29 protein-coding genes and 1 tRNA gene are annotated in these 23873 nt (G+C 66.7%); 18 read left to right on the top strand and 12 right to left on the bottom strand.

Annotated features, from left to right (window positions below; all coding sequences use genetic code 11):
* Nucleotide 1 precedes the first annotated feature (1 nt).
* Together ACGGKE_RS12700 and dnaN are read right to left on the bottom strand one after the other, a co-directional pair.
* A complete protein-coding gene (locus tag ACGGKE_RS12700; RefSeq protein WP_394438428.1) occupies nt 2–2614 on the bottom strand; it encodes an EAL domain-containing protein in 2613 nt (870 codons plus the stop codon).
* Nucleotides 2615–2717: 103 nt separating this feature from the next.
* Nucleotides 2718–3830 carry a DNA polymerase III subunit beta gene (gene dnaN, locus ACGGKE_RS12695; RefSeq protein ID WP_394438426.1) on the bottom strand — a complete coding sequence of 371 codons (1113 nt, stop codon included), beginning with the start codon at nt 3828–3830 and terminating at the stop codon, nt 2718–2720.
* Between the two features lie 184 nt (nt 3831–4014).
* Between dnaN and ACGGKE_RS12690 the strand changes: the two genes are divergently transcribed.
* The 3 genes from ACGGKE_RS12690 to ACGGKE_RS12680 all read left to right on the top strand — a co-directional run bounded on the left by ACGGKE_RS12690 (nt 4015) and on the right by ACGGKE_RS12680 (nt 6326).
* Complete coding sequence (locus ACGGKE_RS12690) at nt 4015–4515, top strand: hypothetical protein (protein ID WP_394438424.1); 501 nt, start codon at nt 4015–4017, stop codon at nt 4513–4515.
* 47 nt (nt 4516–4562) lie between these two features.
* Nucleotides 4563–5825 carry a 23S rRNA (adenine(2503)-C(2))-methyltransferase RlmN gene (gene rlmN, locus ACGGKE_RS12685; RefSeq protein ID WP_228167934.1) on the top strand — a complete coding sequence of 421 codons (1263 nt, stop codon included), beginning with the start codon at nt 4563–4565 and terminating at the stop codon, nt 5823–5825.
* Nucleotides 5826–5903: 78 nt separating this feature from the next.
* On the top strand, nt 5904–6326 hold the full coding sequence (locus tag ACGGKE_RS12680; protein ID WP_394438421.1) for a hypothetical protein: 423 nt from the start codon (nt 5904–5906) through the stop codon (nt 6324–6326).
* Between the two features lie 79 nt (nt 6327–6405).
* Here ACGGKE_RS12680 and ACGGKE_RS12675 read toward each other — a convergent pair whose 3' ends face one another.
* On the bottom strand, nt 6406–6915 hold the full coding sequence (locus tag ACGGKE_RS12675; protein WP_394438419.1) for an outer membrane beta-barrel protein: 510 nt from the start codon (nt 6913–6915) through the stop codon (nt 6406–6408).
* A gap of 314 nt (nt 6916–7229) precedes the next feature.
* Here ACGGKE_RS12675 and ACGGKE_RS12670 point away from each other — a divergent pair, with 314 nt between their 5' ends.
* From ACGGKE_RS12670 to ACGGKE_RS12640, 7 genes are all read left to right on the top strand, one after another.
* Nucleotides 7230–7961: a cytochrome b/b6 domain-containing protein gene (locus tag ACGGKE_RS12670; protein ID WP_394438417.1), complete on the top strand. Its 732-nt coding sequence runs from the start codon at nt 7230–7232 to the stop codon at nt 7959–7961.
* Complete coding sequence (locus ACGGKE_RS12665; protein ID WP_394438415.1) at nt 7958–8704, top strand: molybdopterin-dependent oxidoreductase; 747 nt, start codon at nt 7958–7960, stop codon at nt 8702–8704. Before ACGGKE_RS12670 ends, ACGGKE_RS12665 begins: the two co-directional genes overlap by 4 nt.
* A gap of 31 nt (nt 8705–8735) precedes the next feature.
* On the top strand, nt 8736–9977 hold the full coding sequence (locus ACGGKE_RS12660) for a class I SAM-dependent methyltransferase (RefSeq protein WP_394438411.1): 1242 nt from the start codon (nt 8736–8738) through the stop codon (nt 9975–9977).
* A gap of 98 nt (nt 9978–10075) precedes the next feature.
* Nucleotides 10076–10384 (top strand): hypothetical protein, encoded by a 309-nt coding sequence (locus ACGGKE_RS12655; RefSeq protein ID WP_394438409.1) that lies wholly within the window; start codon nt 10076–10078, stop codon nt 10382–10384.
* 65 nt (nt 10385–10449) lie between these two features.
* The gene (locus ACGGKE_RS12650; RefSeq protein ID WP_394438407.1) at nt 10450–10872 is read left to right on the top strand and encodes a DUF350 domain-containing protein; all 423 of its coding nucleotides are present in this window, start codon (nt 10450–10452) and stop codon (nt 10870–10872) included.
* A 7-nt stretch (nt 10873–10879) separates the two neighbouring features.
* Nucleotides 10880–11728: a serine protease gene (locus tag ACGGKE_RS12645; RefSeq protein ID WP_394438405.1), complete on the top strand. Its 849-nt coding sequence runs from the start codon at nt 10880–10882 to the stop codon at nt 11726–11728.
* 53 nt (nt 11729–11781) lie between these two features.
* The gene (locus tag ACGGKE_RS12640) at nt 11782–12060 is read left to right on the top strand and encodes a DUF3297 family protein (RefSeq protein WP_394438403.1); all 279 of its coding nucleotides are present in this window, start codon (nt 11782–11784) and stop codon (nt 12058–12060) included.
* Nucleotides 12061–12102: 42 nt separating this feature from the next.
* Here ACGGKE_RS12640 and ACGGKE_RS12635 read toward each other — a convergent pair whose 3' ends face one another.
* From ACGGKE_RS12635 to ACGGKE_RS12620, 4 genes are all read right to left on the bottom strand, one after another.
* A complete protein-coding gene (locus tag ACGGKE_RS12635) occupies nt 12103–12816 on the bottom strand; it encodes a CHAP domain-containing protein (RefSeq protein ID WP_394438401.1) in 714 nt (237 codons plus the stop codon).
* Nucleotides 12817–12905: 89 nt separating this feature from the next.
* Nucleotides 12906–13436, bottom strand: a complete 531-nt coding sequence (locus tag ACGGKE_RS12630; RefSeq protein WP_394438398.1) for a CHAP domain-containing protein — start codon at nt 13434–13436, stop codon at nt 12906–12908.
* 106 nt (nt 13437–13542) lie between these two features.
* Nucleotides 13543–14616, bottom strand: coding sequence for a DNA replication/repair protein RecF (gene recF / locus ACGGKE_RS12625; RefSeq protein WP_394438395.1), 1074 nt, complete (start codon nt 14614–14616; stop codon nt 13543–13545).
* Nucleotides 14617–14661: 45 nt separating this feature from the next.
* A complete protein-coding gene (locus ACGGKE_RS12620) occupies nt 14662–15213 on the bottom strand; it encodes a hypothetical protein (RefSeq protein WP_394438392.1) in 552 nt (183 codons plus the stop codon).
* A 36-nt stretch (nt 15214–15249) separates the two neighbouring features.
* On the opposite strand from ACGGKE_RS12620, the gene ACGGKE_RS12615 reads away from it, so the two are divergent.
* Nucleotides 15250–15639, top strand: coding sequence for a VOC family protein (locus ACGGKE_RS12615; protein WP_394438389.1), 390 nt, complete (start codon nt 15250–15252; stop codon nt 15637–15639).
* A 46-nt stretch (nt 15640–15685) separates the two neighbouring features.
* The gene (locus ACGGKE_RS12610) at nt 15686–16219 is read left to right on the top strand and encodes a peroxiredoxin (protein WP_394438386.1); all 534 of its coding nucleotides are present in this window, start codon (nt 15686–15688) and stop codon (nt 16217–16219) included.
* Nucleotides 16220–16230: 11 nt separating this feature from the next.
* On the opposite strand, the gene ACGGKE_RS12605 is transcribed toward ACGGKE_RS12610, so the two are convergent.
* Together ACGGKE_RS12605 and ACGGKE_RS12600 are read right to left on the bottom strand one after the other, a co-directional pair.
* On the bottom strand, nt 16231–16992 hold the full coding sequence (locus ACGGKE_RS12605; RefSeq protein ID WP_394438384.1) for a ZIP family metal transporter: 762 nt from the start codon (nt 16990–16992) through the stop codon (nt 16231–16233).
* Between the two features lie 79 nt (nt 16993–17071).
* A complete protein-coding gene (locus tag ACGGKE_RS12600; RefSeq protein ID WP_394438382.1) occupies nt 17072–17461 on the bottom strand; it encodes a gamma-glutamylcyclotransferase in 390 nt (129 codons plus the stop codon).
* 345 nt (nt 17462–17806) lie between these two features.
* Here ACGGKE_RS12600 and ACGGKE_RS12595 point away from each other — a divergent pair, with 345 nt between their 5' ends.
* Nucleotides 17807–17992 (top strand): PspC domain-containing protein, encoded by a 186-nt coding sequence (locus tag ACGGKE_RS12595; protein ID WP_317516895.1) that lies wholly within the window; start codon nt 17807–17809, stop codon nt 17990–17992.
* Between the two features lie 96 nt (nt 17993–18088).
* Here the strand turns inward: ACGGKE_RS12595 and ACGGKE_RS12590 are convergent, their stop codons facing one another.
* Nucleotides 18089–18841 (bottom strand): DUF72 domain-containing protein, encoded by a 753-nt coding sequence (locus tag ACGGKE_RS12590; RefSeq protein WP_394438379.1) that lies wholly within the window; start codon nt 18839–18841, stop codon nt 18089–18091.
* 116 nt (nt 18842–18957) lie between these two features.
* Between ACGGKE_RS12590 and ACGGKE_RS12585 the strand changes: the two genes are divergently transcribed.
* Nucleotides 18958–19194 carry a DUF2061 domain-containing protein gene (locus tag ACGGKE_RS12585; protein ID WP_394438377.1) on the top strand — a complete coding sequence of 79 codons (237 nt, stop codon included), beginning with the start codon at nt 18958–18960 and terminating at the stop codon, nt 19192–19194.
* A gap of 6 nt (nt 19195–19200) precedes the next feature.
* Here the strand turns inward: ACGGKE_RS12585 and ACGGKE_RS12580 are convergent, their stop codons facing one another.
* Nucleotides 19201–19866, bottom strand: coding sequence for a peptidylprolyl isomerase (locus tag ACGGKE_RS12580; RefSeq protein WP_394438374.1), 666 nt, complete (start codon nt 19864–19866; stop codon nt 19201–19203).
* 112 nt (nt 19867–19978) lie between these two features.
* A tRNA-Ser gene (locus ACGGKE_RS12575) sits at nt 19979–20068 on the bottom strand.
* 136 nt (nt 20069–20204) lie between these two features.
* Here ACGGKE_RS12575 and hspQ point away from each other — a divergent pair.
* The 4 genes from hspQ to ACGGKE_RS12555 all read left to right on the top strand — a co-directional run bounded on the left by hspQ (nt 20205) and on the right by ACGGKE_RS12555 (nt 23707).
* Nucleotides 20205–20576, top strand: coding sequence for a heat shock protein HspQ (gene hspQ, locus ACGGKE_RS12570; protein WP_394438372.1), 372 nt, complete (start codon nt 20205–20207; stop codon nt 20574–20576).
* Nucleotides 20533–21297, top strand: coding sequence for a GDSL-type esterase/lipase family protein (locus ACGGKE_RS12565; RefSeq protein WP_394438370.1), 765 nt, complete (start codon nt 20533–20535; stop codon nt 21295–21297). Before hspQ ends, ACGGKE_RS12565 begins: the two co-directional genes overlap by 44 nt.
* Nucleotides 21298–21424: 127 nt before the next feature.
* Complete coding sequence (locus ACGGKE_RS12560; protein ID WP_394441981.1) at nt 21425–23362, top strand: OPT family oligopeptide transporter; 1938 nt, start codon at nt 21425–21427, stop codon at nt 23360–23362.
* A gap of 186 nt (nt 23363–23548) precedes the next feature.
* A complete protein-coding gene (locus ACGGKE_RS12555; RefSeq protein WP_394438368.1) occupies nt 23549–23707 on the top strand; it encodes a hypothetical protein in 159 nt (52 codons plus the stop codon).
* Nucleotides 23708–23873: the final 166 nt, after the last annotated feature.

Here is a 23873-nt window from a genome sequence, read left to right as displayed (position 1 = left end):
ATCAGGAGGCGAGCGAGCGCGCCTGCGGGCGCAGCGCCGCCTGATCCACCGGCCGGTCGAAGGCGACACCCATCCGATCGTCCTTCGACCAGCGCGCCGTTGCCTGCACTACCAGCTGCTCGGCCAGTTCGATCGAGAAGCTGGTGCCCGGCGGCACGTTCCACAGCCCCTCGATCAGCGCGCCGGTTTCGGAGATATTGCGCACCCGCCCGGTATAGACATGGCCATCATGATGGACCGCCACGGTGCGCAGCATCGTCCGGCGCGCCGGACGGCTCGACAGGAACCCTTTGGGCGCGGCCGCCGTGGCGCCGCCGCGATGCGCGACCAGGACATCCTCATTGGGCATCGGCCGGCCATAGACATAGCCCTGGATATGGCTGCACCCCAGCTGCCGGATCAGCGCCAGCTCGTCCTGGGTCTCCGCGCCTTCGGCGGTCGTGTCCATGCCCAGCGCTTCGGCCAGGCTGACGATCGCCTTGATGATGGCGCTGTTGCGGCTGCCCTTCATCGCCGCGCCGCGCACGAAGCTCTGGTCGATCTTGATCTTGTCGAACGGCGCCTTCTTCAGATAGCCGAGCGAGGAATAGCCGGTGCCGAAATCGTCGAGCGCCAGCCGGACGCCCAGCGCCTTGAGCCGCGCGAACATCGAATCGGTGTCGGCGTCATCGTTCAGGAAGACGCTTTCCGTGATCTCCAGCTCCAGCCGCTCGGGCGCGAGCTGCGCTGTTGCGAGCGCGTTCATCACCGTGGAGGGGAAACCCGGATTGGCAAATTGCGTGGGCGACACATTGACCGCCACCCGGATGCCTTCGGGCCATTGCGCCGCGTCCAGGCAGGCGGTGCGCAGCACCCATTCGCCCAGCGGCGCGATCAGGCCCGTATCCTCGGCGATGGGTATGAACATGGTGGGCGAAATCGCGCCGCGCGTGGGATGGTCCCAGCGCAGCAGCGCTTCATAGCCCGTAACCTGTTCCGTGCCCGACGACACCACCGGCTGGTAGACGAGGTGCAGCCGGTCGCCGGCCAGCGCACGGCGCAAATCCTCCTCCAGCTGCCGGCGATCCTCGGCATCGGCGTGCATTTCGGGCGCATAGAAGCGATGCACGCCGCGCCCGTCGCCCTTGGCGGCATAAAGCGCCAGGTCCGCGTTGCGGATCAGCGCGTCGGCGGTCACGCCATCGCGCGGGCAGACGGACATACCGATCGACACGCCGATCACGACCGCCGTCCCTTCGATCATATAGGGTTCGGAAATGGTCGCGATGATCGTGCGCGCCAGCAACTCCAGGCTGGCCTTGTCGTGATTGCGCGGCAGCAGCACCTTGAACTCGTCGCCGCCCTGCCGTCCGACCAGCCCCTTGTCGCCGACCACCCGCTGCAATCGCTGGCTGACCTGGCGCAACAGCGCGTCGCCCGCCGGATGGCCCAGCGAATCATTGACGCTCTTGAACCGGTCCAGGTCCAGCATCATCAGCGTGCATTCGCCCGGCCGGCCATGGCGCACGGCCACCGCCTGCTCCAGCGAGCGCAGCATCTGGATGCGGTTGGCCAGGCCGGTGAGCGAATCATATTGGGCCAGCCGCGTGACTTCCGCCTGGCTGCGGCGCATTTCGGTGAGGTCGGTGCCCGATCCGCGAAAGCCGTGAAATTGCCCATATTCGTTGAACACCGGCTGACCCGAAATCGACCACCAGCGCTCTTCCTTCGACAGGGCGGCGCAAACCGCGATTTCGGAAAAAGCGGTGCGCGCGGACAGATGGAAGCCCAATGTCCGCTCGCCATCGCCCGCCTGCCGATCGCCATGACGCAATATGTCGGTAAAGGACCGGCCGATCAGGCTGCCGCAGGGCACACCCAGCGTTTCGCACAGCGCGTCGGAAATATAGGTGAGGCACCCCTGCCGGTCGGTTTCCCAGAACCAGCCGCGGCCGCTGCGCTCATGCTCCTGCAGCAGCCGGTCGGACCGCTGGGCGCGCAAATCCTGGCGGTGCAGCGCGATCGCGCGGTCGCGGTCGGCCGACGCCTGCCGCACCGTCGCCACCGCCATCACCAGCATGCAGCTGGCGAGCAGCGCGATCTGCGTCAGCCCCGCCCGGGCCGCCATGGCCGCCAACAGCAGCCCCAGAAGATAGCTCATGCCCAGCAGCCTGCGATCCCCCACGATGCAGGCGACCAGCAGCGCCACCACCAGTTCGGGCACCACCAGCTTGAGCACTGCGCCAGGCGCGGCCGGCACCTTGCCGTCCAGCCACAGGCTGTAGACCAGCCCCGACAGGAACAGCATCGCCAGCATCGCCCAATTCTGGACATGTGGCATCAAGCTGCGGAACCGCTCCTGCCGCGGCAGGATCATCACCAGCCCGTCGAACAGCAGCATCAGCGCCAGCAGCCCCGCCTGCGCCCCGTCGCCCAGCCGGAAGAAGGGCAGGCGCAGCATCATCACCATGCAGATCTTGGCGAGCAGGATCAGCGGCCAGAGCCGCGCGATATGAACGAATGCGCCGGAAATCCAGGAGGCGGACACCTCCGTTCCGCTGCGCGTCAGGCCCAGCGCCATCAGCAGCGTGACGGGACTGACCGGCTCTGACGAGGACGCGCGCATCAAGGACATGCGCGCTGTCTAATGCCGACTTGTTGACAGAGACTTACTGGCCGCGACGGGAACATCGTCAGCCGACGATCGCCCGACAGGACGATCGCGGCAGCGATGCGCGTCAGACCCGCATCGGCATCAGCACATAGAGCGCCGGGCTGGCGTCGCTTTCGCGAATCAACGTCGGCGCGGCGGCATCGGCCAGATGCAGTTCGACCAGATCGCTGTCGATCTGCCCCAATATGTCGAGCAGATAGCGGGCGTTGAAGCCGATATCGAAACCCTCGCCCTGGAACGCGCCCGGCACTTCCTCGGCCGCCGTGCCATTTTCGGGGCTGGTGACCGACAGCGTAATGCGGTCCTTGTCCAGGCTCATCTTGACCGCGCGGGTCTTTTCCGTGGCGATGGTGGCGACGCGATCGACGCCGTCCTCGAAGCTGCGCGGATCAATCTTGAGCAGCTTGTCGTTCGCGGTCGGAATGACGCGGCTATAGTCGGGGAAGGTGCCGTCGATCAGCTTGCTGGTCAGGATCGCACTGCCGAGGCCAAAGCGGATCTTGCTCGCCGACAGGCTGATCTGGACCGATCCCTCCACTTCGTCGAGCAGCTTGCGCAGTTCGCCGATGCATTTGCGCGGCACGATGATGCCCGGCATGCCGTCGGCGCCATCGGGACGGACCACGGTCACGCGCGCCAGGCGATGGCCGTCGGTGGCCGCGGCCTTCAACACCGGCTGACCCTCATCGGACACGTGGAAATAGATGCCGTTCAGATAATAGCGCGTCTCTTCGGTCGAAATGGCGAAGCGCGTCTTGTCGATGATCTGCTTCAGCGTCTCGGCCGGCAGTTCGAACTGAGTCGGCAGGTCGCCCTCGGCGATCACCGGGAAATCGTCGCGCGGCAGCGTCGACAGGTTGAAGCGCGCACGGCCCGCCTGGATCAGCATCTTGCCGTCGGCCGCATGCAGCGACACCTGGCTGCCTTCGGGCAGCTTGCGGGCGATGTCGAACAGGGTGTGCGCGGAAATGGTCGTCGCGCCGGGCTGCTCCACCTGGGCGGAAATGCTTTCCACCACCTGAAGGTCAAGGTCGGTCGCCATCAGCTTGATCGCGCCATCGGCCGACGCTTCGATCAGCACGTTGGACAGGATCGGGATCGTGTTCCGCCGCTCGACCACCGACTGGACGTGGCTCAGGCTCTTGAGGAGCGTTGCGCGTTCGATGGTGGCCTTCATGTCCCTGTTCTGTCCGTTCTTTTTAAGCCGATAGCCGGGCGTTCGGTCGAATCCCGGCGACACTGATGGATGCTTCTTCATAACCGCTGTTGCCGTCCCTGCAAGCGCGGCCTTCGCCCTTTCGTTACGCATGTCGATCGTCCCAGGGGTTGCAAATGGGGGCGGCTTGCGCTTTGCCGGGGCCATGCGTCGCGCCCTTGCCTGCCTGATCCTGCCGCTGGTCGCCGCGACGCCCGCCATGGCCCGCGATTCGCTGGGCATATTCGAACGCTGGGGCGCCTTTCGCGATCCTGCCGCGGGGCAAGGCGAGCCGCGCTGCTACGCCATCGCCCAGCCGCTGGTGCGCCGCGGGCGCGCGCCGCAGGGCTTTGCGGCCGTGGGCAACTGGCCGCGCCGCCGCGTGCGCGGGCAGGTGCATTTCCGCCTCAGCCGCGCCCGCGCCGCCGACGCGCCCGTCCAGCTCAGTGTCGGGGAAAGGCGCTTCACCCTGGTCGCGGGGCAGGTCGACGCCTGGGCGGCGGACCCGCGCGCCGACGCGCAGATCATCGCCGCCATGCGCTCGGCCAGCAGCATGAGCGTCTCCAGCGTCGGCGCCAACGGCCGCGCCTTCGCCGACAGCTACGCCCTGCGCGGCGCCGCCACCGCGATCGACGCCGCCGCTTTGGGATGCGCCCGGCTGCGCTGATGTAACATGGCTTTAAAAATCCGCCGAAATCGGCTATGGGCGCGGCCATGCAGACAGCCGCCAGCCCCCTGATGCCGATTCCCGGCGCTATCGATCCTGTGCCCGTGCCGCGGGCGGTGACCCCGCGCGCGGATGGACGCGTCGACCTGATGGGCCTGTCGCGCGCGCAGATCAAGGGCGCGTTCGAGGAAGCGGGCCTCGACGCCAAGGCCGCCAAGCTGCGCTCCAAGCAGATTTTCCACTGGCTCTATCACCGCGGCGAAACCGAATTCGACGCGATGACCGATCTCGCCAAGCCGATGCGCGGCTGGATGGCGGAACGCTTCGTCGTCGGCCGCCCGCAAGTGGTGGAGGCGCAGGTGTCGAGCGACGGCACCCGCAAATGGCTGCTGCGGTCGGACGATGGCCAGGATTATGAAATGGTCTTCATCCCCGATGCGGATCGCGGCACGCTGTGCGTGTCGAGCCAGGTCGGCTGCACGCTCAACTGCTCCTTCTGCCACACCGGCACGATGCGCCTGGTGCGCAACCTGACGCCGGGCGAGATTGTGGGCCAGGTCATGCTGGCGCGCGACGCGCTGGGCGAATGGCCCAAGGGCAGCATGGCGTCGGCCAATGATGACGAGGAAAGCGACGAGGCGTCGCACTACACGTCCGACGGCCGGATGCTGACCAACATCGTGATGATGGGCATGGGCGAGCCGCTCTATAATTTCGATCATGTCCGCGACGCGCTCAAGGTGGTGATGGACGGCGACGGCCTCGCCCTGTCGAAGCGCCGCATCACCTTGTCCACCAGCGGCGTCATCCCGATGATGGCGCGCGCGGGGGAGGAGATCGGCGTCAACCTTGCCGTATCGCTGCATGCCGTGACCAAGGATGTGCGAGACGAGCTGGTGCCGCTCAATCGCAAGTTCGGGATCGAGGAGCTGCTGGCCGCCTGCGCCGCCTATCCCGGCGCCAACAATGCCCGTCGCATCACCTTCGAATATGTGATGATCAAGGACAAGAATGACAGCGACGCGGATGCGCGCGAGCTGGTCCGGCTGCTGCGCCACTACAAGCTGCCGGCCAAGGTCAACCTCATCCCCTTCAATCCCTGGCCGGGCACCGACTATGAATGTTCAACGCCCGATCGGATCCGGCGCTTTTCCGACATCGTGTTCGAAGGCGGCATTTCCGCGCCGGTGCGCACGCCGCGCGGCCGCGACATCATGGCGGCCTGCGGCCAGCTGAAGAGCGCGAGCGAGAAGAAGAGCAAGGCGGACATGCGCCGCCTCGCCGAAGAGAAGCAAGCCGCTCTGGGGTGATCCGGGGCACATGACGCGCGCATGCGCTTCTTTGAACCCCGCCCTCACCCGGCGGGGTTTTGCTTAAGGGGACCGACGATGACGGACGATGAGATCGGGGCGCTCGCGCAAGGCTTTGTTGCCTGCACCCTGCCCAAAGCGCGCTGGACTCATGGCGCGCATGTCGCGACCGCGCTGTGGCTGATGCTGCGTCGGCCCGACCTGCTGCCCGAACGCGACCTGCCCGGCCTGATCCGCCGCTATAATGAAAGCGTCGGCGGCGTGAACAGCGATCGCAGCGGCTATCATGAAACGATCACGCAGGGCTCGCTGCGCATGGCGCGCCGCCTGCTGGCGGGCCTGCCGGCCGACATCGCGCCGTCGGCCGCCTTCGCCGCGCTTATGGCCTCGCCGCTCGGCGACAAGGATTGGCCCTTCGCCTATTGGTCGCGCGCGCTGCTGATGACGCCGGCGGCGCGCCGCGCCTGGGTCGAGCCCGATCTTCAGCCCCTGCCCGCCTGAACGTGACAGAAAAAGGGCGGCCCCTTGCGAGGCCGCCCTTCCCTTGATCTGATCTTGAGAGGGACCAGAAAGGCTTGGATCAGAAGCGGAAGCCCACGCCGACCATCGCGGCATCGCGGCCACCGACATTCTGCTCATATTCGGTGCGCTGATATTCGGCCGAGATGTAGGCGGTCGGCGTCGCGGCGAATTCCAGGCCGCCGCCATAGCGCACGCCTTCCAACGCCGCGCCGTCGCCATCGACCTCGAAGCGGGTCGAGGCATAGCCGACCTTGCCGAAGGCGAGGACGCGCGGAGCAAGGACATAGCCGGCGCGCAGCGAAGCGGCGAGATCGCGGCTGACGTCCAGGCCGCTGTCGTCGACGGTGCTGTCGCCCAGGCTGACTTCGACGCCGCCGGTGATGCGGGGGGCGAGCGCCAGGTCATAGCCAGCGGTCACGCCATAGGCGAAGCCGTCTTCGCCGCCGATCTTGTCATAGCCCAGCGTAACGCCGGCGCGCGGCCCGGTGAAGGGCGCAGCGTCCTGAGCGAAAGCAGGGGCCGAAACAGCGGTGGCAGCAGCAATCGCTGCGAAAATCACAGTCTTCATAAAGTCCTCGTTTTTATTCTAATCGCCTCGACTTAGATATTCATCGGGCGTTCAGGTTCGATGCAAAGAGACCATGGCTATTTACCTATGCTCACTCCTGCTTCTGTTCTCTCCGTCTTGGGGGAGAACAAAGCGCGTTGTGCATCATCATCGCGCAGGGCCCATCTAGGATTGCAAAAATCAGTTGCAAAGAGGGGCAGACTTTATTTCAATCAATTTCGCCGCTTGTGTTGCAAAACGGTTACATCGCTCGCCGGCGCGGGTCAGGCGCCGCGCGCCGACCTGTCATAAAAGAGGGCTTGGGACTATTGGCCATGGACAGCTTGCCCGACATCGCCGGACCCACCGTGAAGCGGCATCGCCTGTCCACGCGGCTGTGGCACTGGCTGAACGCGTTGCTGCTCTACATTCTCTTCGCCAGCGGCCTTGGCATCTTCAATGCCCATCCCCGCCTCTATTGGGGCCATTATGGCGCGAATTTCGACCGCGCCTGGCTGCAGCTGGAACGGTTCGGCAGCTGGTGGACGCTGCCGGCCAGCTATGATCTGGCGCTGTCGCGCCACTGGCATCTGGCCGCCGCGCCGATCTTCGCCTTCGCCCTGCTCGCCTATATGCTCTGGAGCCTCGCCAACCGCCATGTCTCCCGCGATCTCGCCTTCCGCCAGGGCGAACTGGCGCCGCGCCATGTCTGGCAGGACATCCGGGACCATGCGCGCCTGCGCTTCCCCACCGGCGCGGCGGCGCTGCGCTATAAAGTGCTGCAGAAGGCCAGCTATATCGGCGTCATCTTCGTCGCGCTGCCGCTCGTCATCCTGACGGGCCTCACCATGTCGCCGGGGATGAACGCGGCCTGGCCCTGGCTGGTCGACCTGTTCGGCGGGCGCCAATCGGCGCGCTCGCTACACTTCATCGCCGCCTTTGCGCTCGCCGCCTTCTTCCTGGTCCATATCCTGATGGTGCTGCTTGCCGGCCCGCTCAACGAAATGCGCGCGATGATCACCGGGCGCTATCGCGTGCCGCAGGACAAGAGCGGGGAGCGCCCATGATGTTCGCTCGCCGCGCGCTGCTCCTGGGCGCCACCGCCGCGCTGACCGGATGCGACCGGCTCGCTCGCAACGATCAGTTTCGCCGGGCGCTGTTTTCGGCCGAGAATTTCCACAAATGGGCGCAGCGCAGCCTGATGGCGCGCGACGCGCTGGCGCAGGAATTTCGCCCCGACCAGATTTCCCCGATCTTCCGCGCCAATGGCACCGCCAATCCCAACACCCCGGCCTACAAGGCGATCTGGCGCACCGGCTTTGCCGACTGGCGGCTGCGCGTCGATGGCATGGTGGCGCGGCCCCTGTCGCTTTCGCTGTCGCAGATGCACGCCCTGCCCCATCGCGAACAGATCACCCGCCATGACTGTGTCGAAGGCTGGAGCGCGATCGGCAAGTGGCGCGGCGTGCCGCTGCGCATCCTGCTGGACGCGGCCGGGCTGCGAAGGGACGCGCGATATATCGTCTTCCACTGCGCCGACGACATGGGCGGCGGGCGACCTTATTATGAGAGCATCGACCTGGTCGACGCCTTCCATCCGCAGACCATCCTCGCCTTCGCGCTCAACGACCGCCCCCTGTCGGTCGCCAATGGCGCGCCGCTGCGGCTGCGGGTCGAGCGGCAGCTGGGCTACAAACAGGCGAAATATCTGATGCAGATAGAGGCGGTGGACAGCCTCGACGCGATCGGCCGCGGCAAGGGCGGCTTTTGGGAGGATGTTGCGGGCTATGATTGGTATGCGGGCATTTGACGCCTGCGTAACGAGGTGACACAGTAGCAGCATGAAACTTTTCGAACGTGTTCTCAAACGGTTGGTCACACGCGGTCAGCTGACGGTCCACTATGCCAATGGCGAAAGCTTCACCGTCGGGCGGCCCGATCCCACCTTCCCCACTCTGGCCCTGCGCTTTCATGACGGGCGCGTCCCCTTCGACATCGTCCGGGACCCGCGCCTTGGCATGGCCGAAGCCTGGATTGATGGCCGGGTAGGCATAGAGGGCGGCGGCATCTTGGAGTTCATCTCCATGATCCGCGCGAACAATCCCTGGGAAGCGGGCCGCTCGATCGACGCCCGGAGCCGCCTTCGCCGCAGTTTCAAGACCGTGCGGCAAAAGCTGTGGCGCGCCAATCACAAGGCCCGCTCGAAAGCCAATGTCGCGCATCATTATGATCTGTCGGGCGCGCTCTACGCGCTCTTCCTCGATCGCGACCGCCAATATAGCTGCGCCTATTTTCCCGACATGGACAATCAGGCCGGCATCAGCCTGGAACAGGCGCAGGAGGACAAGAAGGCGCATATCGCCGCCAAGCTGCACCTGAAACCCGGCATGAAGGTGCTGGACATAGGCTGTGGCTGGGGCGGCATGGCGCTCTACCTGCATCGCACCTGCGGCGTCGACGTGACCGGCATCACCCTGTCGGAGGAACAGCTCAAGGTGGCGCGGCAGCGGGCGAAGGACGCCGGCGTCGCCGACCATGTCCGCTTCGAGCTGATCGACTATCGCGACATGCAGGGGCCCTTCGACCGCATCGTGTCGGTCGGCATGTTCGAACATGTCGGCACCGCCCATTATCGCACCTTCTACAACAAGTGCCGCGACTTGCTGACGCCCGATGGCGTGATGCTGATCCACACGATCGGCCGGATCGACGGGCCGGGCATCACCGACGCCTTCACCCAGAAATATATCTTCCCCGGCGGCTATATTCCCGCTTTGTCGGAAATGATCCAGGGCAGCGAAGGCACGCGGCTGATGGTGACGGACGTGGAGGTGCTGCGGCTTCATTACGGCCTCACCATCCGCGAATGGTACAAGCGCACCATGGCGCACAAGGCCGACATCATCGCCCTCTATGACGAGCGGTTCTTTCGCCTCTGGACCTTCTATCTGGCCGGCGCGGCGACGGTGTTCGAACATGGCGGCATGGTCAATTACCAGGTCCAATATGCGCGCGACCGCCGTACCCTGCCGATCACGCGCGACTATATGCAGGACGCCGAAAGCGCCCTGCGCGGACGCTGAACCTGCGCTGACGGCGTCATTCCCTTTCCGTTCAGTCGGCATGGCGCATCCCTCGATCACGGCCCGCCTGGCGGCGCGCCGTGAGAGGAGAGATGGGTATGACCTTGTTCTGGAAAGGCGCGGCGGCGCTCAGCCTCGCCATCGCCGGCCTGGGTGCGGCGGCGACGCCCGCGCAGGCGCAATATCATGGCGGCTATGGATGGCGCGACGGCCGCGAGGTGCGCTGGGACAACCGGCGCTGGGATGATCGGCGCTGGGATAATGGGCGCCGCTGGGACGGGCGCCGGCACTGGCGCGGCCAGCGCGACTATTATCGGCCCCATTATCGCTACCGCCCGCGCTGCTGGACCGAATGGCGCTATGATCGCTGGCGGCATCGCGACGTGCGCGTGCGCATCTGCCGCTGATACTTCCGACACAGACCCGCAACCCGCCCGATTGACTTTGCGGCGGGTTGCGGCATGTCTGCGGCATGAGCGATCCCATGCCCGTCATCCAGAGCCTGCTCGCGGGCCTGCCGATCCTGCTGCTCCATCTCGGGAGCGCCGCTCTGGTGTGGCTCGGCGCGCTGGCGCTCTATCTCTGGATCACCCCGCATGACGAGTTCGCGCTGATCCGCGCGGGCAATGAAGCGGCCGCCATATCGCTGGGCGGCGCGGCGATCGGCCTGGCGGTGCCGCTGGGCTTCTGCCTCGCCGGCTCGGTCAATGTCTGGGATGTCGTCATCTGGGGCAGCGTGACGCTGGTGCTGCAACTCATCGCCTTTCGCCTTGTCGACTTTCTGCTGGGCACCCTGTCCGCACGGATCGAGGCGAATGAGCGTTCGGCTGCCATCTTCCTTGCCATGATGAAGGCGGCGATCGCCTGCCTGACCGCCGCGGCGGTGGCGGGCTGAAGGCCGCATGGCGCGCCAGCAGGGCTGTAGCTGCCTTCCCTTTGCGCTGGGCGCGCTGCTGCTGGTCGCCTGGGTCATGCAGGACCAGGCCGTGCCCCCGCTGCAAGTAGAGCAGTTCGATCCGCGCAGCCCGCGCCGGCCGATGCCGCAATGGGGCGATGAACAGTTCGTGATCGAGGATCAGCCCGGCGGGCCGGCTGATTCGATGGGCACTGCCTTCGCGGTCGATCGGGACGGGGTATGGCTGACGGCCGAGCATGTCACCCATGGCTGCACTCGCGTCGGGCTGGAGGATGGCCGCTTCGCCCGTCCGGTCGCGCGCGTGCTCGAAAGCCGGGAAGCTGACGCGGCGATCGTGCAAGCGGATCTCGCCAGCCCCGACGCCCTGCCGCTTACCGGCGCGATGCCGCAGCCGGGCACGCCGGGCTATCATATGGGCTTTCCGGCAGGCGAGCCGACACTGGTCGTCTCGGAATTTATCGGATCCGCGAGCGCGCGCCGCGGCCGCAGCGAATTGATGCAGCCCGTGCTCGCCTGGGCCGAGCGCGGCCGCGTGCCCGTTGGCGCGGGCACGCTGTCGGGCATCAGCGGCGGCCCCATATTGGCGGAGGACGGTCATGTCGTCGGCGTCAACAGCGCCGCCACCGACCGGCGCGGCCGCATCCTCACCACCGCGCCGGATGCGGTCATCCGCCTCGCCATAGCCAGCCGCGCGATCGACGAACGGCCGGTTGCCTATCCCGTCGCTGGACTGTCCGACGCCAGCGCGCGCTTCGTCGCATGGCTGGACCAGGGCGTCATCCGACGCATCTTCTGCGATGTCGATGAGAGCCGGAGCGGGCTCGGCGGCGGTTGACGAGCGCGCGCCCCAGGCGCTAGGCGCGGCGCAACTTTTCGAGGATTTCCATCATGAGCGACACGCCTCCCGACCATCTGTCCACCAACCCCAAGAGCCCCCATTTCGACATGGACGTGCTCCAGCGCGGCATCGGCATCCGCTTCAAGGGGCGCGAGCGCAAGGATGTGGAGGAATATTGCATCTCCGAGGGCTGGATTCGCGTCGCCGCCGGCAAGACTCGCGACCGTCACGGCAATCCGCTGACGATCAAGCTCAATGGCGAGGTCGAAGCCTGGTTCGAAACGCCGGCCGAAGGCGCCGCGGACGATAAGGCGGCCGACCCCGAGTAAGCGAACATTGCGAAGGGCGCCGCGACCGGCGCCCTTTTCGCATCAGTTGAGCATCGTCTCGCGCTTCACGTCTGCGATGATGGCGCTGAGGCTGCGTTCCGCCGGCGCATTGTCGGCAAAGGTCAGGATCGCGGGATCGGTGCGCAGATGGGGCGCGCGCTCGCGCCGCGCGGGCTTGGGCTCCGCCACGGCCTGCACGATCCGCACCGACATGCGGCGGTCTGGCGTAGCCTTCTCCTCCTCCCAGCGATCGGCATCGACCCGCGCGAAGCGGATGCTGGCGCCCAGCGCCGGATCGGGCGTGAAATCGTGCAGCCTCGCCTTGGCCGGATAGATGAAGCCGAAGGTCGGATTGGTGCGCGCGCCCATCTGCCCGGTCGGGCTGTGCCAGACCCGCACCTGGCTCCAGTCGCCCAGCGCCGACACGTCGATGGCCAGCACATCCTCCTCGATCGCGCCGGGCGCCGACCAGTTGGCGTGCCGGATCAGGACGCGGCGATCGTCCAGCACGCGGCTCACCACCGCGACATGCCCCAGCGCCATCGGGCCGAAGGCCCGGAACGCCAGCACCGCGCCCTTTTTCGGCCTGTGGCCCCGCTGGAACCGGCCGTCGGCCTGATCCCACCAGTTGAGCGCGTCGCCATGGATGTCCACGCCCGACACGATGCGCGCATAGGGCACGCATTGCAGCATCCCCGCGCTCCAGCCAGGCGCGGCCGTCATCCCGGACAGCAGCAGCGCTGCGACCCGGATCATTGCTCGAATCATTTGCGATCCCGAAACGTCAAGAATCGCCCCACCGGGGGCGACCCTATGCGTCGGTCGGTTGGGAAAAGGTTAACGGCTCAGAAAGCAGAGCGGATCGCCGCGCCACCCGCCGCATAGGCCGAAGCGACCTGCACCGGCTGGTCGATGGTCGCGGGCTCATCTGCATAGATGAAGCCATTGGCGGGGTTGGACCGGGTGCCAAGGCCGCCGATCGGACCGTACCACACACGCACGTCGGTCCAGTCATTATGGGCCGACACGTCGATCGCGCGCACGTCGCGCTCGATGCCGCCGCGATAGGACCAGTTGGCGTGGGTCAGCAATATTTCGCGATCGCTCACCACCTTGCTCACCATGGCGACATGGCCCACCGGCATGGAGCGGCTGGACGCGAAGGCGAGCACGGCGCCGACGCGCGGCTGATGGCCACGAGCGTAGCGGCCCTCGGCCTGGCCCCACCAGGTGTTCGCGTTGCCGTAAATCTCAATGCCGGACACCTGCCGGGCGAAGGGCGCGCATTGCAGCGTGCCGGCGGCGGCGGGAACGGAAATCAGGGCCGAAAACGCAAGAACAGACGCCGCGAAAAACGCGCGAAAACCAGCCAACATGCGATTGCGACCCCGACTTGATAAAGGCTTGAACCCCGATAACCGCTTTAGGGCAGACGCCCGCTGCGATGAAAAGAGCCGGGCGACGAGTCGTTTGATCGTTGCGTTATGCTGCGGAACGAAAAATATGCCCGGCCGTTACCGTCAACCGGGTTGCAGATGCCAAGTCACTGAAAAGGCTTGGTTCCGTTCCCGTCATCCACACTTGCCCCCCGGTTTCGGCCAGCCGGTCGAACAAGGCGGCCCGCCGCGACGGGTCGAGATGCGCCGCCACTTCGTCGAGCAGCAGCACCGGCGGCTGGCCACGATCCGCCGCGACCAGCCCGGCATGGGCCAGCAGGATGGACAGCAGCAGCGCCTTCTGCTCCCCGGTCGAACACAGCGCCGCCGCCTGCCCCTTGGCCGCATGGATGACCGCCAGGTCCTGGCGATGCGGCCCCGACAGCGTCCGACCGGCCGCCGCGTCGCGTCGCCGCTCCCGCCCCAGCCGTTCGGCCAGCGGCGCATCGGCGCCCTCCTCGCCGGTTTCGATCGCGATCATCGGCCGCGCGAACGGCGCGTCAGGCTGGTCCGCGAGCAGCTGGTTCAGCCGCTCGACCAGGTCGGCGCGGGCGGCGGACAAGGCTGCGCCATGGTCGCCCATCTGCGCCTCCAGCGCGGACAGCCACGCCGGGTCGGCGTTGCGCGGGTCGCTCAGCAGCCGGTTGCGCGCACGCATCGCCGCGTCATAGCGCGCGCTGTGCGCCGCATGGCCGGGATGAAGCGCCAGCGTCAGCCGGTCGAGAAACCGGCGGCGTCCGCCCGGACTGTCGAGGAACAATCGGTCCATCGCCGGCGTCAGCCACACGATCGACAGATGGTCGGCCAGCGCATTGGCGGAAGCGGCCACCCCGCCGATCCGCACCTGCCGTCGTTCGGGCGCGGCCGCCTGGACCCCGGTGCCCAGCACCACCCCGTCCACCTCGGCGGCGATGCCGAACCCGCCCGGCCCGTCCTGCCGCGCCATCGCGCCGAGCGCCGCGCCGCGCAGCCCGCGCCCCGGCGCCAGCATCGATACCGCTTCCAGAATATTGGTCTTGCCCGCGCCATTATCGCCAGTCAGCAGCACGAAGGCATGGTCGGGCAGGATCAGCGCATCCGCATGATTGCGGAAATCGCTCAGGGTCAGGCGGCCGATCATCGCGTGGCTGTAGCGGGGACTGGACCGCGAAGGAAGCGCGCTTCGTCAGCAGCGCTTGCGCGTTACGGCCGTTCCGTCATTGACGATGGTCAGCCGCGCGCCATCGGCCGACGGCTTCAGGCTGAGCGTCCGGGTCCAGCTCTCGCCCTCTCCGGTGAAGGCCGCCTGCACCGCGATGCGGCCGTCCGCGCCCGCGCTCGCCGACTGCACCTTGCCCACGCTTTCGTGGAAGATCAGCTGGTCGGGCGCGATCGTCAATTCCAGCGCGTCGGACCGGTCGCCGCAGCGCGCGTCGATGCCGGCCCAGCGCCCCTGCACATTGGCGGGGATCAGCCCGGCGGGCGCGGGCGGCGGCGCGGGCGTTTCGATGTCCGGCGGCGGCTCGACCGGCGTGATTGCGTTGGGCGGAGGCGCGGGTTCATCCGTCGCAGGCAGGGCCTGGTCCATGATGTTGGACACGACGCCGGGCTGTTCGGTCTGGTTGCCGTCCTGCCGCCCGCACGCGGCGAGCAGGACGATCGGCAGGAGGGGGAGCAGGACGCGCATGGCGGGAAAACCCGGCGCGCCCGCCCCCGGTTCCAGCATCGCCCGCATCATGGTAGAAGCGGAGCCTTATCAAGGGGAGTCGATGCCATGCCGGTGCTGGGAATGGGCGGCCTATTCTTTCGCGCGCGCGATCCCGAAGCGCTGGGACAATGGTATCGCACGCACCTCCATGTCGGCGGCGGCTGCGTCGCCGATCCGGCGGCTCAGGCCAATGAATGGGTCTGGCAGACGCTGGGCGGGCCGATGGTGTTCGCGCCCTTCAAGCAGGACAGCGACTATTTCGCGGCCGACAAGGCCTTCATGCTCAACTTCCGCGTGTCCGACCTCGATCCTCTTCTGGACAGCTTGCGCGCGGCCGGCATTGCGATCATCACCAAAGCCGACTGGGACGATCCCGCGATCGGCCGTTTTGCCCGCATTCACGATCCGGAGGGGAATGCGATCGAATTGTGGGAGCCCCCGGCCCCGTCCGCCTGATCCGCATGCCGCCCTCCGCATATCGCCTGTTCCAAGGAGTCCATCGATGAAGCGCCTGTCCCTGATCCTCGCCGCCGCCGCCGCCCTGCTGCCGGCCGGCAACGCCACGGCTGCGCTCGCGGTCGGCGCGAAGGCCCCCGACTTCACGACGCGCGGCGCGCTGGCGGGCAAGACCTTCACTCTCACCCTGGCGCACCAGCTCAAGCGCGGGCCGGTGGTGCTCTATTTCTTCCCCAAGGCGTTCACCCCGGGCTGTTCGGCAGAAGCGCGCGAGTTTGCGGAGAATATCGACAAGTTCAAGGCGGCGGGCGCCACGGTCATCGGCATGTCGGCCGATCCGGTCGATGACCTCATATCCTTCTCCACCAAGGAATGCGCGGGCAAATTCCCGGTCGCCTCGGCCGGCCCGGGCATCATTTCGGGCTATGACGTGGCGCTCAAGATGCAGCCGGGCATGACCGACCGCACCTCCTATGTCATCGCGCCGTCCGGCCGCATCGCCTTCGTCCATAGCGAAATGAACTATGCCAACCATGTGAAGGCCACGCTGGACGCCGTGAAGTCGATGAAGGCGAAGTAGGAAAGCTTCGCTCACCCCTCCAGCTTGGTGAGCATGAACGCCAGCAGGAAGCCCGCGACGGCGATCAGGCCGGAAAATTCGTGGGTCTCCTCGGTCGCCTCGGGGATCATCGTATCCACCAGCATGGCCAGGATCGCGCCCGCCGCGACGGCGGTGGTCGCGGCGACGATGTCGTGATTGGCGCCAGCCATGGTGGCATAGCCGATCGCCGCCGCCACGCCCGATGCCGCGGCGATCGCGCCCCAGACGCCGAAGATATAGCCGGCGCTGCGCCCCGCCTTCTTCATCCCCGCCGCGCTGGACAGGCCTTCGGGAACGTTGGACAGGAACACCGCCGCCACCGTCACCAGGCTGACACCTCCGCCCTGCAACAGGCTGACGCCGATTACGACCGATTCGGGTATGCCGTCCAGCAACGCGCCAATGGCGATGCACAGGCCTGAATCTTCGTCCGCGACGGCCTGGCTCTTCGCCGGATTGGATCCCGACCGCTTGCGATGCTTCGCCCCCGCCCGCGACACCAGGATGTTCGCGGCGGTATAGACCAGCGCGCCGCCGAAAAAACCCACCGCTGTCGCGTCGAGGCCGCCGCGCGCATAGGCGTCATCCATCAGGTCGAAGGCGACGGCGGAAATCAGCACGCCCGATCCTACCGCCATGATGGCCGCGATCAGTCGCTGGGGCAGGTGGACCAGATAGGCGATGGCCGCGCCGATCAGCAGCGCCGACCCGCCGACAAAACCCCAAAGACCGGCGGCGACCGCGCCTTCCATGGCAACTCCTCTTCCAACAATCAGCAATGATTGGGGAAAGCGTCAGCGCCGGGTGGGTTCCGGCGCGTGATCGTAAGCGTCAGGGCGCAAGGAAATCGCCGCTCCGGATTGGCGCCAGCCCCGCCTCGTCGCGAACATAGACATAGGCCCAGGCACAGGCAGGTCCGCCCGGCCCATCGACCATGATCCGGCTGCGCCGATATTCCCGGGGTTCGGGAAAGCCGGGCGCGCATTCTTCATAGATGTCGATCCAGCCCAGGGTCGTTGCCGGGTCCGGAAGGGCGAACAGGTCGCCGACCACCCTGGCCGCGCCGCCGGGCACCAGGCCGGGATAGTCGGCAATGCGATACAGCAGCCCGGCGGTCCTGGCGCGGCCCAGAAGCCGGGCTTCGCACCGCAGCCGCTGCGCCATCGGTCCGGCAAATTCGGCCCGCAACGTGCCATAGACGAAGAGCAGCGCCCCGCTCATGGAACCTCCGCGCACATTTTCCCAAGTCCATGAACATTTCCCCAATAGTCCGCGAGGATCACTGCGACCCATGGCTGCACGTGACGCAAGAACATCGGAAATCCGCCGAAAATGGAAATTGGCACACCCCCTGCAATTGCTTTTGGCATCAAGGCCGGATGGTCCGGCCGCACAATCAGGGAGTATCCACCATGTTCATCGCCAAGATCCAGAACGCCGCCTTCGCCCTCGTCGGCGCTGTCGTCTTCGCCAGCCTGTTCGTGGGCGCAGCGGTTCCGGTTGCGCCGATCGCCTGATCGGCGCGACCCATCTTCCAGACCATGTGATCCATAGAAGGCCAGACACATGAACAACAGCTTCACCCTCGACCGCCGCCACGGCAAGATCATGGGCGTGTGCGCGGGTCTTTCCAACCGGTCAGGCATCGACGTCACGCTGATCCGCGTCGCGCTGGTGCTGCTGACGCTCTGCGCGCTGGGACCGATCGGGGTCGCGGCCTATCTGCTGGCCGGATGGCTGGCGGAGGGCTGATGCTCCCTCGCGCGTCGCTCGGACCGTCGCCCCTTTCTCCTCATGAGGCCGCTCCGGCGCCCGCCGGACGCGGCCTTCCCGTTCCTGCGCCCGACCTTACCGGCGCGAAGCCGCCAGCGCCGCGATCATCGCCTGTGCCGCGGCAGGGTTGCGCTCCTTCGCGCCGCTGATGAAGAAGGCGAAGACATCGCCCTTCTCCGCCTGTTCCCTCGCCTGCTGCGTCCATCGCCCGATCGCGTGTGCGGCATAGCCGATCGGCTCATCCGCCTGCGCTTGCATCAGGCGCATATAGCTGAATCCCACATCATGGCCCCTGATCGCCGGATAGTCTGGATGATCCGCCAGCACGACCGCGACGCCCGCCTCGCGCGCCATGTCCAGAAACGCCGGATCGTCGAAACTCTCATGCCGCACCTCCAGCGCATGGCGCAGCGGCACGCCATCCACGCTGCCGGGCAGCAGCGTCAGGAACGCGCCGAAATCATCCGGGTCGAACCGCTTGGTCGGCATGAATTGCCACAGGATCGGGCCCAGCCTGTCGCCCAGTTCGGCTATGCCCTGGCCGGTGAATTTCGCGATCGAATCCGCCGCCTGCGCCAGCTGCTTGCGATTGGTGCAGTAACGCGACGCCTTGACCGCGAACTGGAAGCCATCAGGCACCGCCCTGGCCCAGTTGGCAAAGGTCGCCGGCTTCTGGCTGCTATAATAGGTCGCGTTGATTTCCGTCGCGGTCAGATGCTGGCCGACATAGGCCAGCTCGTCCTTCTGCCGCAGCCCGGCGGGGTAGAAATTGCCGCGCCACGGCTCATAGACCCAGCCGCCGATGCCCACCCTGATCCGTCCCGCCATAGCGCATCTCCCTTGCCTTCCTTCTGATCGCCTGACCCGATCAGAGCCAGCGGAAAAAGCCCTTTGGCATTATTGCGAATAGTTCTTATTTGCATCGTCAGCCAAGGAGATGCCCCATGCCGCTCGACCTCATCAAGACGCTCACCTATCTGACCATTCACCTGACCGTCGGGTTCACGGTCGCCTATGTCATGACCGGATCGGTCGCGCTGGCCGGCGGCATCGCGCTCATCGAACCTGTCATCAACGCCGTGGCCTTCTTCTTCCACGAACAGGCATGGAAGAAAGTGCAGGCCCGCCCCCCGCGCGAAGGTGCCCGCGCCTGGCTGCGCGGGCAGGCGGCCTTTGCCTGAACCTGTCTATTTCGCTGTCCGCTTCAGCCCCAGCAGCCACGGCTTGGGCCCGCGCGACGGGGTTGGCCGGCCATCCAGCCGGCGCGCGCGGCGGATGCTGATGGGCCTGACGATCATCTGGTCGCGCATCGGGCCGGAGCCGCAGCAGGTCGGCACCGCCAATATCCGTTTGACCACGTCCATCCCCGCCACCACATGGCCAAAGGCGGCATAGCCGATATAGGCGCCGCGCACGTCCATATTGGGCGTTGCGCCGATGGTGATGAAGAAATTGCCGGCGGCCGAGTTGGGCCGGTTGGGCCGCGCCATCGACAGGGTGCCGTCAAGATGGCGAAGCCCCGTCTTGCTGGTCGGTTCATGCGGGATCGGCGGCAGCGACCGGCGCAGGTCTGTGTCGATCCCGCCCTGGATCAGTCCCAGCCTGGCATTGCTTTTGCGCCGCGCCGCCCGGTAGAAGGTGACGCCGTCGAACCGCCCGTCATCGACATAGGTCAGGAAATTGGCCGACGTGCGCGGCGCGCGCTTCAGGTCCACCGCCACGATGATCGTGCCCACCGACGTCTCGATCGCCACCCGGGCATAACCGGGCGTCGGCTTGTTGGCGGGAAGCGCGAGCGCCGCAGCGGGCGCGGCGCACAGCAGCAGCAGACATAGTCGGAGCACGAGCAGCATCGCGCGCGGTGGTAGAGAGCCGGCGAGCGGCGCGCAACCGGCAGGGCGCTTGAAGAAAGATGGCGGGGCCGCTGCCGGCGGGGCGTTGGGCACCATGGGGTGGGTAGGTAGCTGGCGGAGAGGGTGGGATTCGAACCCACGTTACGGTTACCCGTAAACCGCATTTCGAGTGCGGCGCATTCGACCACTCTGCCACCTCTCCGCAGAAGGTCCGGCAGGCGCTGGGAGGCGCCGCGTTCCCGGTCGAGCGGCGGCCATTAGCGAATGAAATCACGCTTGCCAAGCGGCCAAACGGGTATTTTTCTTGTGTCGGCGCGGCAGGCTCCTAAATTGAGGCGATGACAGAGATGAATCAGATTTTCGGCGCGGGCATGACGGCCCCGCCGATTGTCCATGCCCACTTCAGCATCGGCGATGTGGTCCAGCACCGGATGTTCGGCTTCCGCGGCGTGGTGTTCGATATCGATCCCGTCTTCGCCAACAGCGAGGAATGGTATGAGGCGATCCCCGAAAGCGCGCGGCCCGACAAGCACCAGCCCTTCTACCATCTGCTCGCCGAAAACGGCGAATCCAGCTATGTCGCCTATGTCAGCCAGCAGAATCTGGTGGCCGACGACAGTCACGAGCCGGTCGATCACCCGGCGATCACCGGCATGTTCGGCGCTTATGTCGATGGCAAATACCGGCTCCGCCCGCTCCACCGTCATTAAGGCGCCGGCGCCCTGGGGGCTGGCCGCCTTGCTGCTCGCCGTCCCCATGGCCGCGCCGCGGGCAGCCGGCGCTGCGCCGCCCGCCCCTGTTCCCAACGCCGATCCGGCCTTTCCTTTCTCCCGCGAGATCGACGCCTTCGCCAAGGCGAACAGCGCGGGCCCGCCCGTCCGCGACGCGACGCTGTTCCTGGGCAGCTCCAGCATCCGGCTGTGGGACATCGCCGGCAGCTTTCGGGATATCCGCACGGTCAATCGCGGCTTTGGCGGCGCCACCACGCCGCATGTGCTGCATTATTACAAGCGGCTGCTGCCGCCGGTCGCGCCCCGGGCGATCGTCGTCTATGTCGGCGAAAATGACCTGGCCGCCGGGGCGGCGCCTGAAACCGTCGCGAACGACATCATGACATTGTTGAGGTGGCTGCGAAGGGATTATCCCCGGGCCGCCATTTCCTGGCTCTCGCTCAAGCCCAGCCCGATACGCTGGACGCTGCGGCCGAAAATGGCGCAGGTCAACGCCATGGTCGCCGCGCGCGCGCCGCGCGTGCGGGTCGAATATCTCGATGTCGGCACCGTCCTGCTCGCGCCCGACGGCTTGCCTGATGCATCCTTGTTCACGCGCGACGGACTGCATATGAACGCCAAGGGCTATCAGCGGTGGAGCCGGCTGGTCCATGCCTGGCTGGATCAGGAGACAGCGGCCGGATCGCCCGGCGCCTCCTGATCGACTTTCCGATTGATCCGCGGCAAAGCAACATTATTACCAGCCAATCCGAGTTCATCAGCCCGAGGGATGCAGCGTGACAATCGAAACCAAGGCGCCCGCGAGCGCCACGCCCCCCGTCAGCGGCATGGCCGAACTGACGCTGCGCGGCGTCATCCTGGGCGCGCTCATCACGCTCGTCTTCACCGCGGCCAATGTGTATCTCGGCCTCAAGATCGGGCTGACCTTCGCCACGTCGATCCCCGCCGCTGTCATCTCGATGGCGGTGCTGCGGCTGTTTTCGACCGGCACCATCCTGGAAAACAACATCGTCCAGACCATCGCGTCGGCGGCGGGCACCTTGTCGGCGATCATCTTCGTGTTGCCGGGCCTGGTCATCATCGGCTGGTGGCAGGGCTTTCCCTACTGGCTGTCCGCCTTCACCATCGCGACCGGCGGCATATTGGGCGTCATGTATTCGGTGCCGCTGCGCCGCGCGCTGGTGACGGGGTCCGACCTGCCTTATCCCGAAGGCGTCGCCGCCGCTGAAGTGCTGAAAGTCGGCGCCGGTTCGCGCGAGGGGCTGGAGGAAAACAAGCGCGGTCTTGCCGCCATCGTCGCCAGCGCCGTCTCCGCCGCCGCCTTCTCGGTCGTGGCCAAGACCAAGCTGATCGCCGAGGAAGCCGCGACCTTCTTTCCCCTGGGCGCGGGCGCGACGTCTGTGTCGATCAGCTTTTCGATGGCGCTGATCGGCGTGGGCCATCTCGTCGGCCTGTCGGTGGGCGTCGCCATGTTCATCGGCCTGCTGATCAGCTGGGTCGGCCTCGTCCCCTATCTCACCGCCCCGCTGCCCGCCGGCGCGGACCTTGCCGATCTGGTCGGCGCCGCCTTCCGCTCCGAGGCGCGCTTCATCGGCGCGGGCACCATCGGCGTCGCCGCCATCTGGACCCTGCTCAAGATCCTCGGCCCCATCGTCAGCGGCATCCGCTCCGCGCTCGCCGCCAATGCCGCGCGCAAGTCAGGCAATGCCGGGCTGCTCGACATCACCGAGCACGACCTGCCGATCGGCATCGTCGCGGGGACCATCGTGGCGGCGCTGCTGCCGATCGGCATTCTGCTCTGGGTCTTTGCCCAGGGCGGGCCGATCGCCCTTAATCCCGTGCCAGTGATCGGGCTCACGCTCGCCTATGTGCTGGTCGCCGGCATCGTCATCGCGTCGGTCTGCGGCTATATGGCCGGCCTGATCGGCGCGTCCAACAGCCCGATCTCGGGCGTCGGCATTCTCGCCGTGCTGGGCGCGTCGCTGCTGCTCGCCGCCATCTACGGATCGGGAGGCGACGAAGGCCAGACCCAGGCGCTGATCGCCTATGCCCTGTTTACCACCGCGATCGTCTTCGGCATCGCGACCATTTCCAACGACAATCTGCAGGACCTCAAGACCGGCCAGTTGGTCGGCGCGACGCCGTGGAAGCAGCAGCTGGCGCTGGTGCTGGGCGTCATTTTCGGCGCGCTCGTCATCCCGCCGGTGCTCGACCTGCTCAACAGCGCCTTCGGCTTTGCCGGGGCGAGCGGCGCGGGCGCCAGTGCGCTGCCGGCGCCGCAGGCGGCGCTGATCTCCGCACTGGCGAAGGGCGTGCTGGGCGGCGATCTCGACTGGGGCCTGATCGCCATCGGCGCCGGCATCGGCGTCGTCGTGATCGCCATCGACGAGACCCTGGGCCGCGCGGGCAAGCTGCGCCTGCCGCCGCTGGCCGTGGGCATGGGCATCTATCTGCCGATGGCCCTGACGCTGCTGATCCCGGTCGGCGCGGCGATCGGCCATTTCTATAATCGCTGGGCGTTGCGCCAGGCGAACCCGGAATTCGCCGAGCGCATGGGCGTCCTGATGGCGACCGGCTTCATCGTGGGCGAAAGCCTGTTCGGCGTCGCCTTCGCCGGCATCGTCGCGGGCACCGACAGCGATGCGCCGCTCGCGCTGGTGGGCGAAAGCCATTGGGCGGTGCCGCTCGCCGTGCTGATCTTCGCTGGCGTGATCGCGGGCCTCTATGCCCGCCTCAGGGGCTGGGCCAGCCGCCCCCTGTCCTGAAGGAAAGGGGCAAAGTTCGTCCGATCCTGGTTTGCTCGGCCGATGGGGCGAAGCGGTTGTGGACGAGATGATGGACGCAACCCGGCCGCCATTGCGGCCTATCTCGACGTCGACCTGTTGCAGAAGCGCGGATAGCAAGCGCTGCCTTGCGCGTTCTTCCCGTCCCAGCATGATGAGGAAAACGCCATGATCGACGATCAGATCAGCCCGCCCACCCCCTCCCCGCAGGACCCGGCAGAGGGGCGCCCCGATATTCCACCGCCCAACGAAGGATCGCCGGGCACCGACAGCGATGCGGCGGGCAAGCCCGCAACGAACGATCCCGATGAAGCCGATGGCGGCTGATCCAATGGACACCGGGCAGCGACCGCCGGTGCCCCGTGACCTCAAGCGCATATCGGTGGACGATCCGCTGAGCGCCCAATATTGGGCCGATCGGTTAGAGATTTTCGCAGGATCGGCTGAAGCAGGCCGTCGATGCCGCGGGCGCGGATGTCGACGCCATCGTCCG

Origin of the sequence: Sphingobium naphthae, assembly GCF_043589935.1 — a bacterium.
In the GTDB taxonomy this organism is placed as follows: Bacteria; Pseudomonadota; Alphaproteobacteria; order Sphingomonadales; family Sphingomonadaceae; genus Sphingobium; species Sphingobium naphthae_A.
The sequence above is the reverse complement of the archived record's forward strand: the minus strand, read 5'-3'. Positions and strand labels throughout refer to the sequence as shown.

What these genes read in the sequence shown, in the direction of transcription:
- ACGGKE_RS12700 (WP_394438428.1), bottom strand. Translation starts at nt 2,614, where the DNA reads ATGTCCTTGATGCGCGCGTCCTCGTCAGAGCCGGTCAGTCCCGTCACG.
- dnaN (WP_394438426.1), bottom strand. Translation starts at nt 3,830, where the DNA reads ATGAAGGCCACCATCGAACGCGCAACGCTCCTCAAGAGCCTGAGCCAC.
- ACGGKE_RS12690 (WP_394438424.1), top strand. Translation starts at nt 4,015, where the DNA reads ATGCGTCGCGCCCTTGCCTGCCTGATCCTGCCGCTGGTCGCCGCGACG.
- rlmN (WP_228167934.1), top strand. Translation starts at nt 4,563, where the DNA reads ATGCAGACAGCCGCCAGCCCCCTGATGCCGATTCCCGGCGCTATCGAT.
- ACGGKE_RS12680 (WP_394438421.1), top strand. Translation starts at nt 5,904, where the DNA reads ATGACGGACGATGAGATCGGGGCGCTCGCGCAAGGCTTTGTTGCCTGC.
- ACGGKE_RS12675 (WP_394438419.1), bottom strand. Translation starts at nt 6,915, where the DNA reads ATGAAGACTGTGATTTTCGCAGCGATTGCTGCTGCCACCGCTGTTTCG.
- ACGGKE_RS12670 (WP_394438417.1), top strand. Translation starts at nt 7,230, where the DNA reads ATGGACAGCTTGCCCGACATCGCCGGACCCACCGTGAAGCGGCATCGC.
- ACGGKE_RS12665 (WP_394438415.1), top strand. Translation starts at nt 7,958, where the DNA reads ATGATGTTCGCTCGCCGCGCGCTGCTCCTGGGCGCCACCGCCGCGCTG.
- ACGGKE_RS12660 (WP_394438411.1), top strand. Translation starts at nt 8,736, where the DNA reads ATGAAACTTTTCGAACGTGTTCTCAAACGGTTGGTCACACGCGGTCAG.
- ACGGKE_RS12655 (WP_394438409.1), top strand. Translation starts at nt 10,076, where the DNA reads ATGACCTTGTTCTGGAAAGGCGCGGCGGCGCTCAGCCTCGCCATCGCC.
- ACGGKE_RS12650 (WP_394438407.1), top strand. Translation starts at nt 10,450, where the DNA reads ATGAGCGATCCCATGCCCGTCATCCAGAGCCTGCTCGCGGGCCTGCCG.
- ACGGKE_RS12645 (WP_394438405.1), top strand. Translation starts at nt 10,880, where the DNA reads ATGGCGCGCCAGCAGGGCTGTAGCTGCCTTCCCTTTGCGCTGGGCGCG.
- ACGGKE_RS12640 (WP_394438403.1), top strand. Translation starts at nt 11,782, where the DNA reads ATGAGCGACACGCCTCCCGACCATCTGTCCACCAACCCCAAGAGCCCC.
- ACGGKE_RS12635 (WP_394438401.1), bottom strand. Translation starts at nt 12,816, where the DNA reads ATGATCCGGGTCGCAGCGCTGCTGCTGTCCGGGATGACGGCCGCGCCT.
- ACGGKE_RS12630 (WP_394438398.1), bottom strand. Translation starts at nt 13,436, where the DNA reads ATGTTGGCTGGTTTTCGCGCGTTTTTCGCGGCGTCTGTTCTTGCGTTT.
- recF (WP_394438395.1), bottom strand. Translation starts at nt 14,616, where the DNA reads ATGATCGGCCGCCTGACCCTGAGCGATTTCCGCAATCATGCGGATGCG.
- ACGGKE_RS12620 (WP_394438392.1), bottom strand. Translation starts at nt 15,213, where the DNA reads ATGATGCGGGCGATGCTGGAACCGGGGGCGGGCGCGCCGGGTTTTCCC.
- ACGGKE_RS12615 (WP_394438389.1), top strand. Translation starts at nt 15,250, where the DNA reads ATGCCGGTGCTGGGAATGGGCGGCCTATTCTTTCGCGCGCGCGATCCC.
- ACGGKE_RS12610 (WP_394438386.1), top strand. Translation starts at nt 15,686, where the DNA reads ATGAAGCGCCTGTCCCTGATCCTCGCCGCCGCCGCCGCCCTGCTGCCG.
- ACGGKE_RS12605 (WP_394438384.1), bottom strand. Translation starts at nt 16,992, where the DNA reads ATGGAAGGCGCGGTCGCCGCCGGTCTTTGGGGTTTTGTCGGCGGGTCG.
- ACGGKE_RS12600 (WP_394438382.1), bottom strand. Translation starts at nt 17,461, where the DNA reads ATGAGCGGGGCGCTGCTCTTCGTCTATGGCACGTTGCGGGCCGAATTT.
- ACGGKE_RS12595 (WP_317516895.1), top strand. Translation starts at nt 17,807, where the DNA reads ATGAACAACAGCTTCACCCTCGACCGCCGCCACGGCAAGATCATGGGC.
- ACGGKE_RS12590 (WP_394438379.1), bottom strand. Translation starts at nt 18,841, where the DNA reads ATGGCGGGACGGATCAGGGTGGGCATCGGCGGCTGGGTCTATGAGCCG.
- ACGGKE_RS12585 (WP_394438377.1), top strand. Translation starts at nt 18,958, where the DNA reads ATGCCGCTCGACCTCATCAAGACGCTCACCTATCTGACCATTCACCTG.
- ACGGKE_RS12580 (WP_394438374.1), bottom strand. Translation starts at nt 19,866, where the DNA reads ATGCTGCTCGTGCTCCGACTATGTCTGCTGCTGCTGTGCGCCGCGCCC.
- hspQ (WP_394438372.1), top strand. Translation starts at nt 20,205, where the DNA reads ATGACAGAGATGAATCAGATTTTCGGCGCGGGCATGACGGCCCCGCCG.
- ACGGKE_RS12565 (WP_394438370.1), top strand. Translation starts at nt 20,533, where the DNA reads ATGTCGATGGCAAATACCGGCTCCGCCCGCTCCACCGTCATTAAGGCG.
- ACGGKE_RS12560 (WP_394441981.1), top strand. Translation starts at nt 21,425, where the DNA reads ATGGCCGAACTGACGCTGCGCGGCGTCATCCTGGGCGCGCTCATCACG.
- ACGGKE_RS12555 (WP_394438368.1), top strand. Translation starts at nt 23,549, where the DNA reads ATGATCGACGATCAGATCAGCCCGCCCACCCCCTCCCCGCAGGACCCG.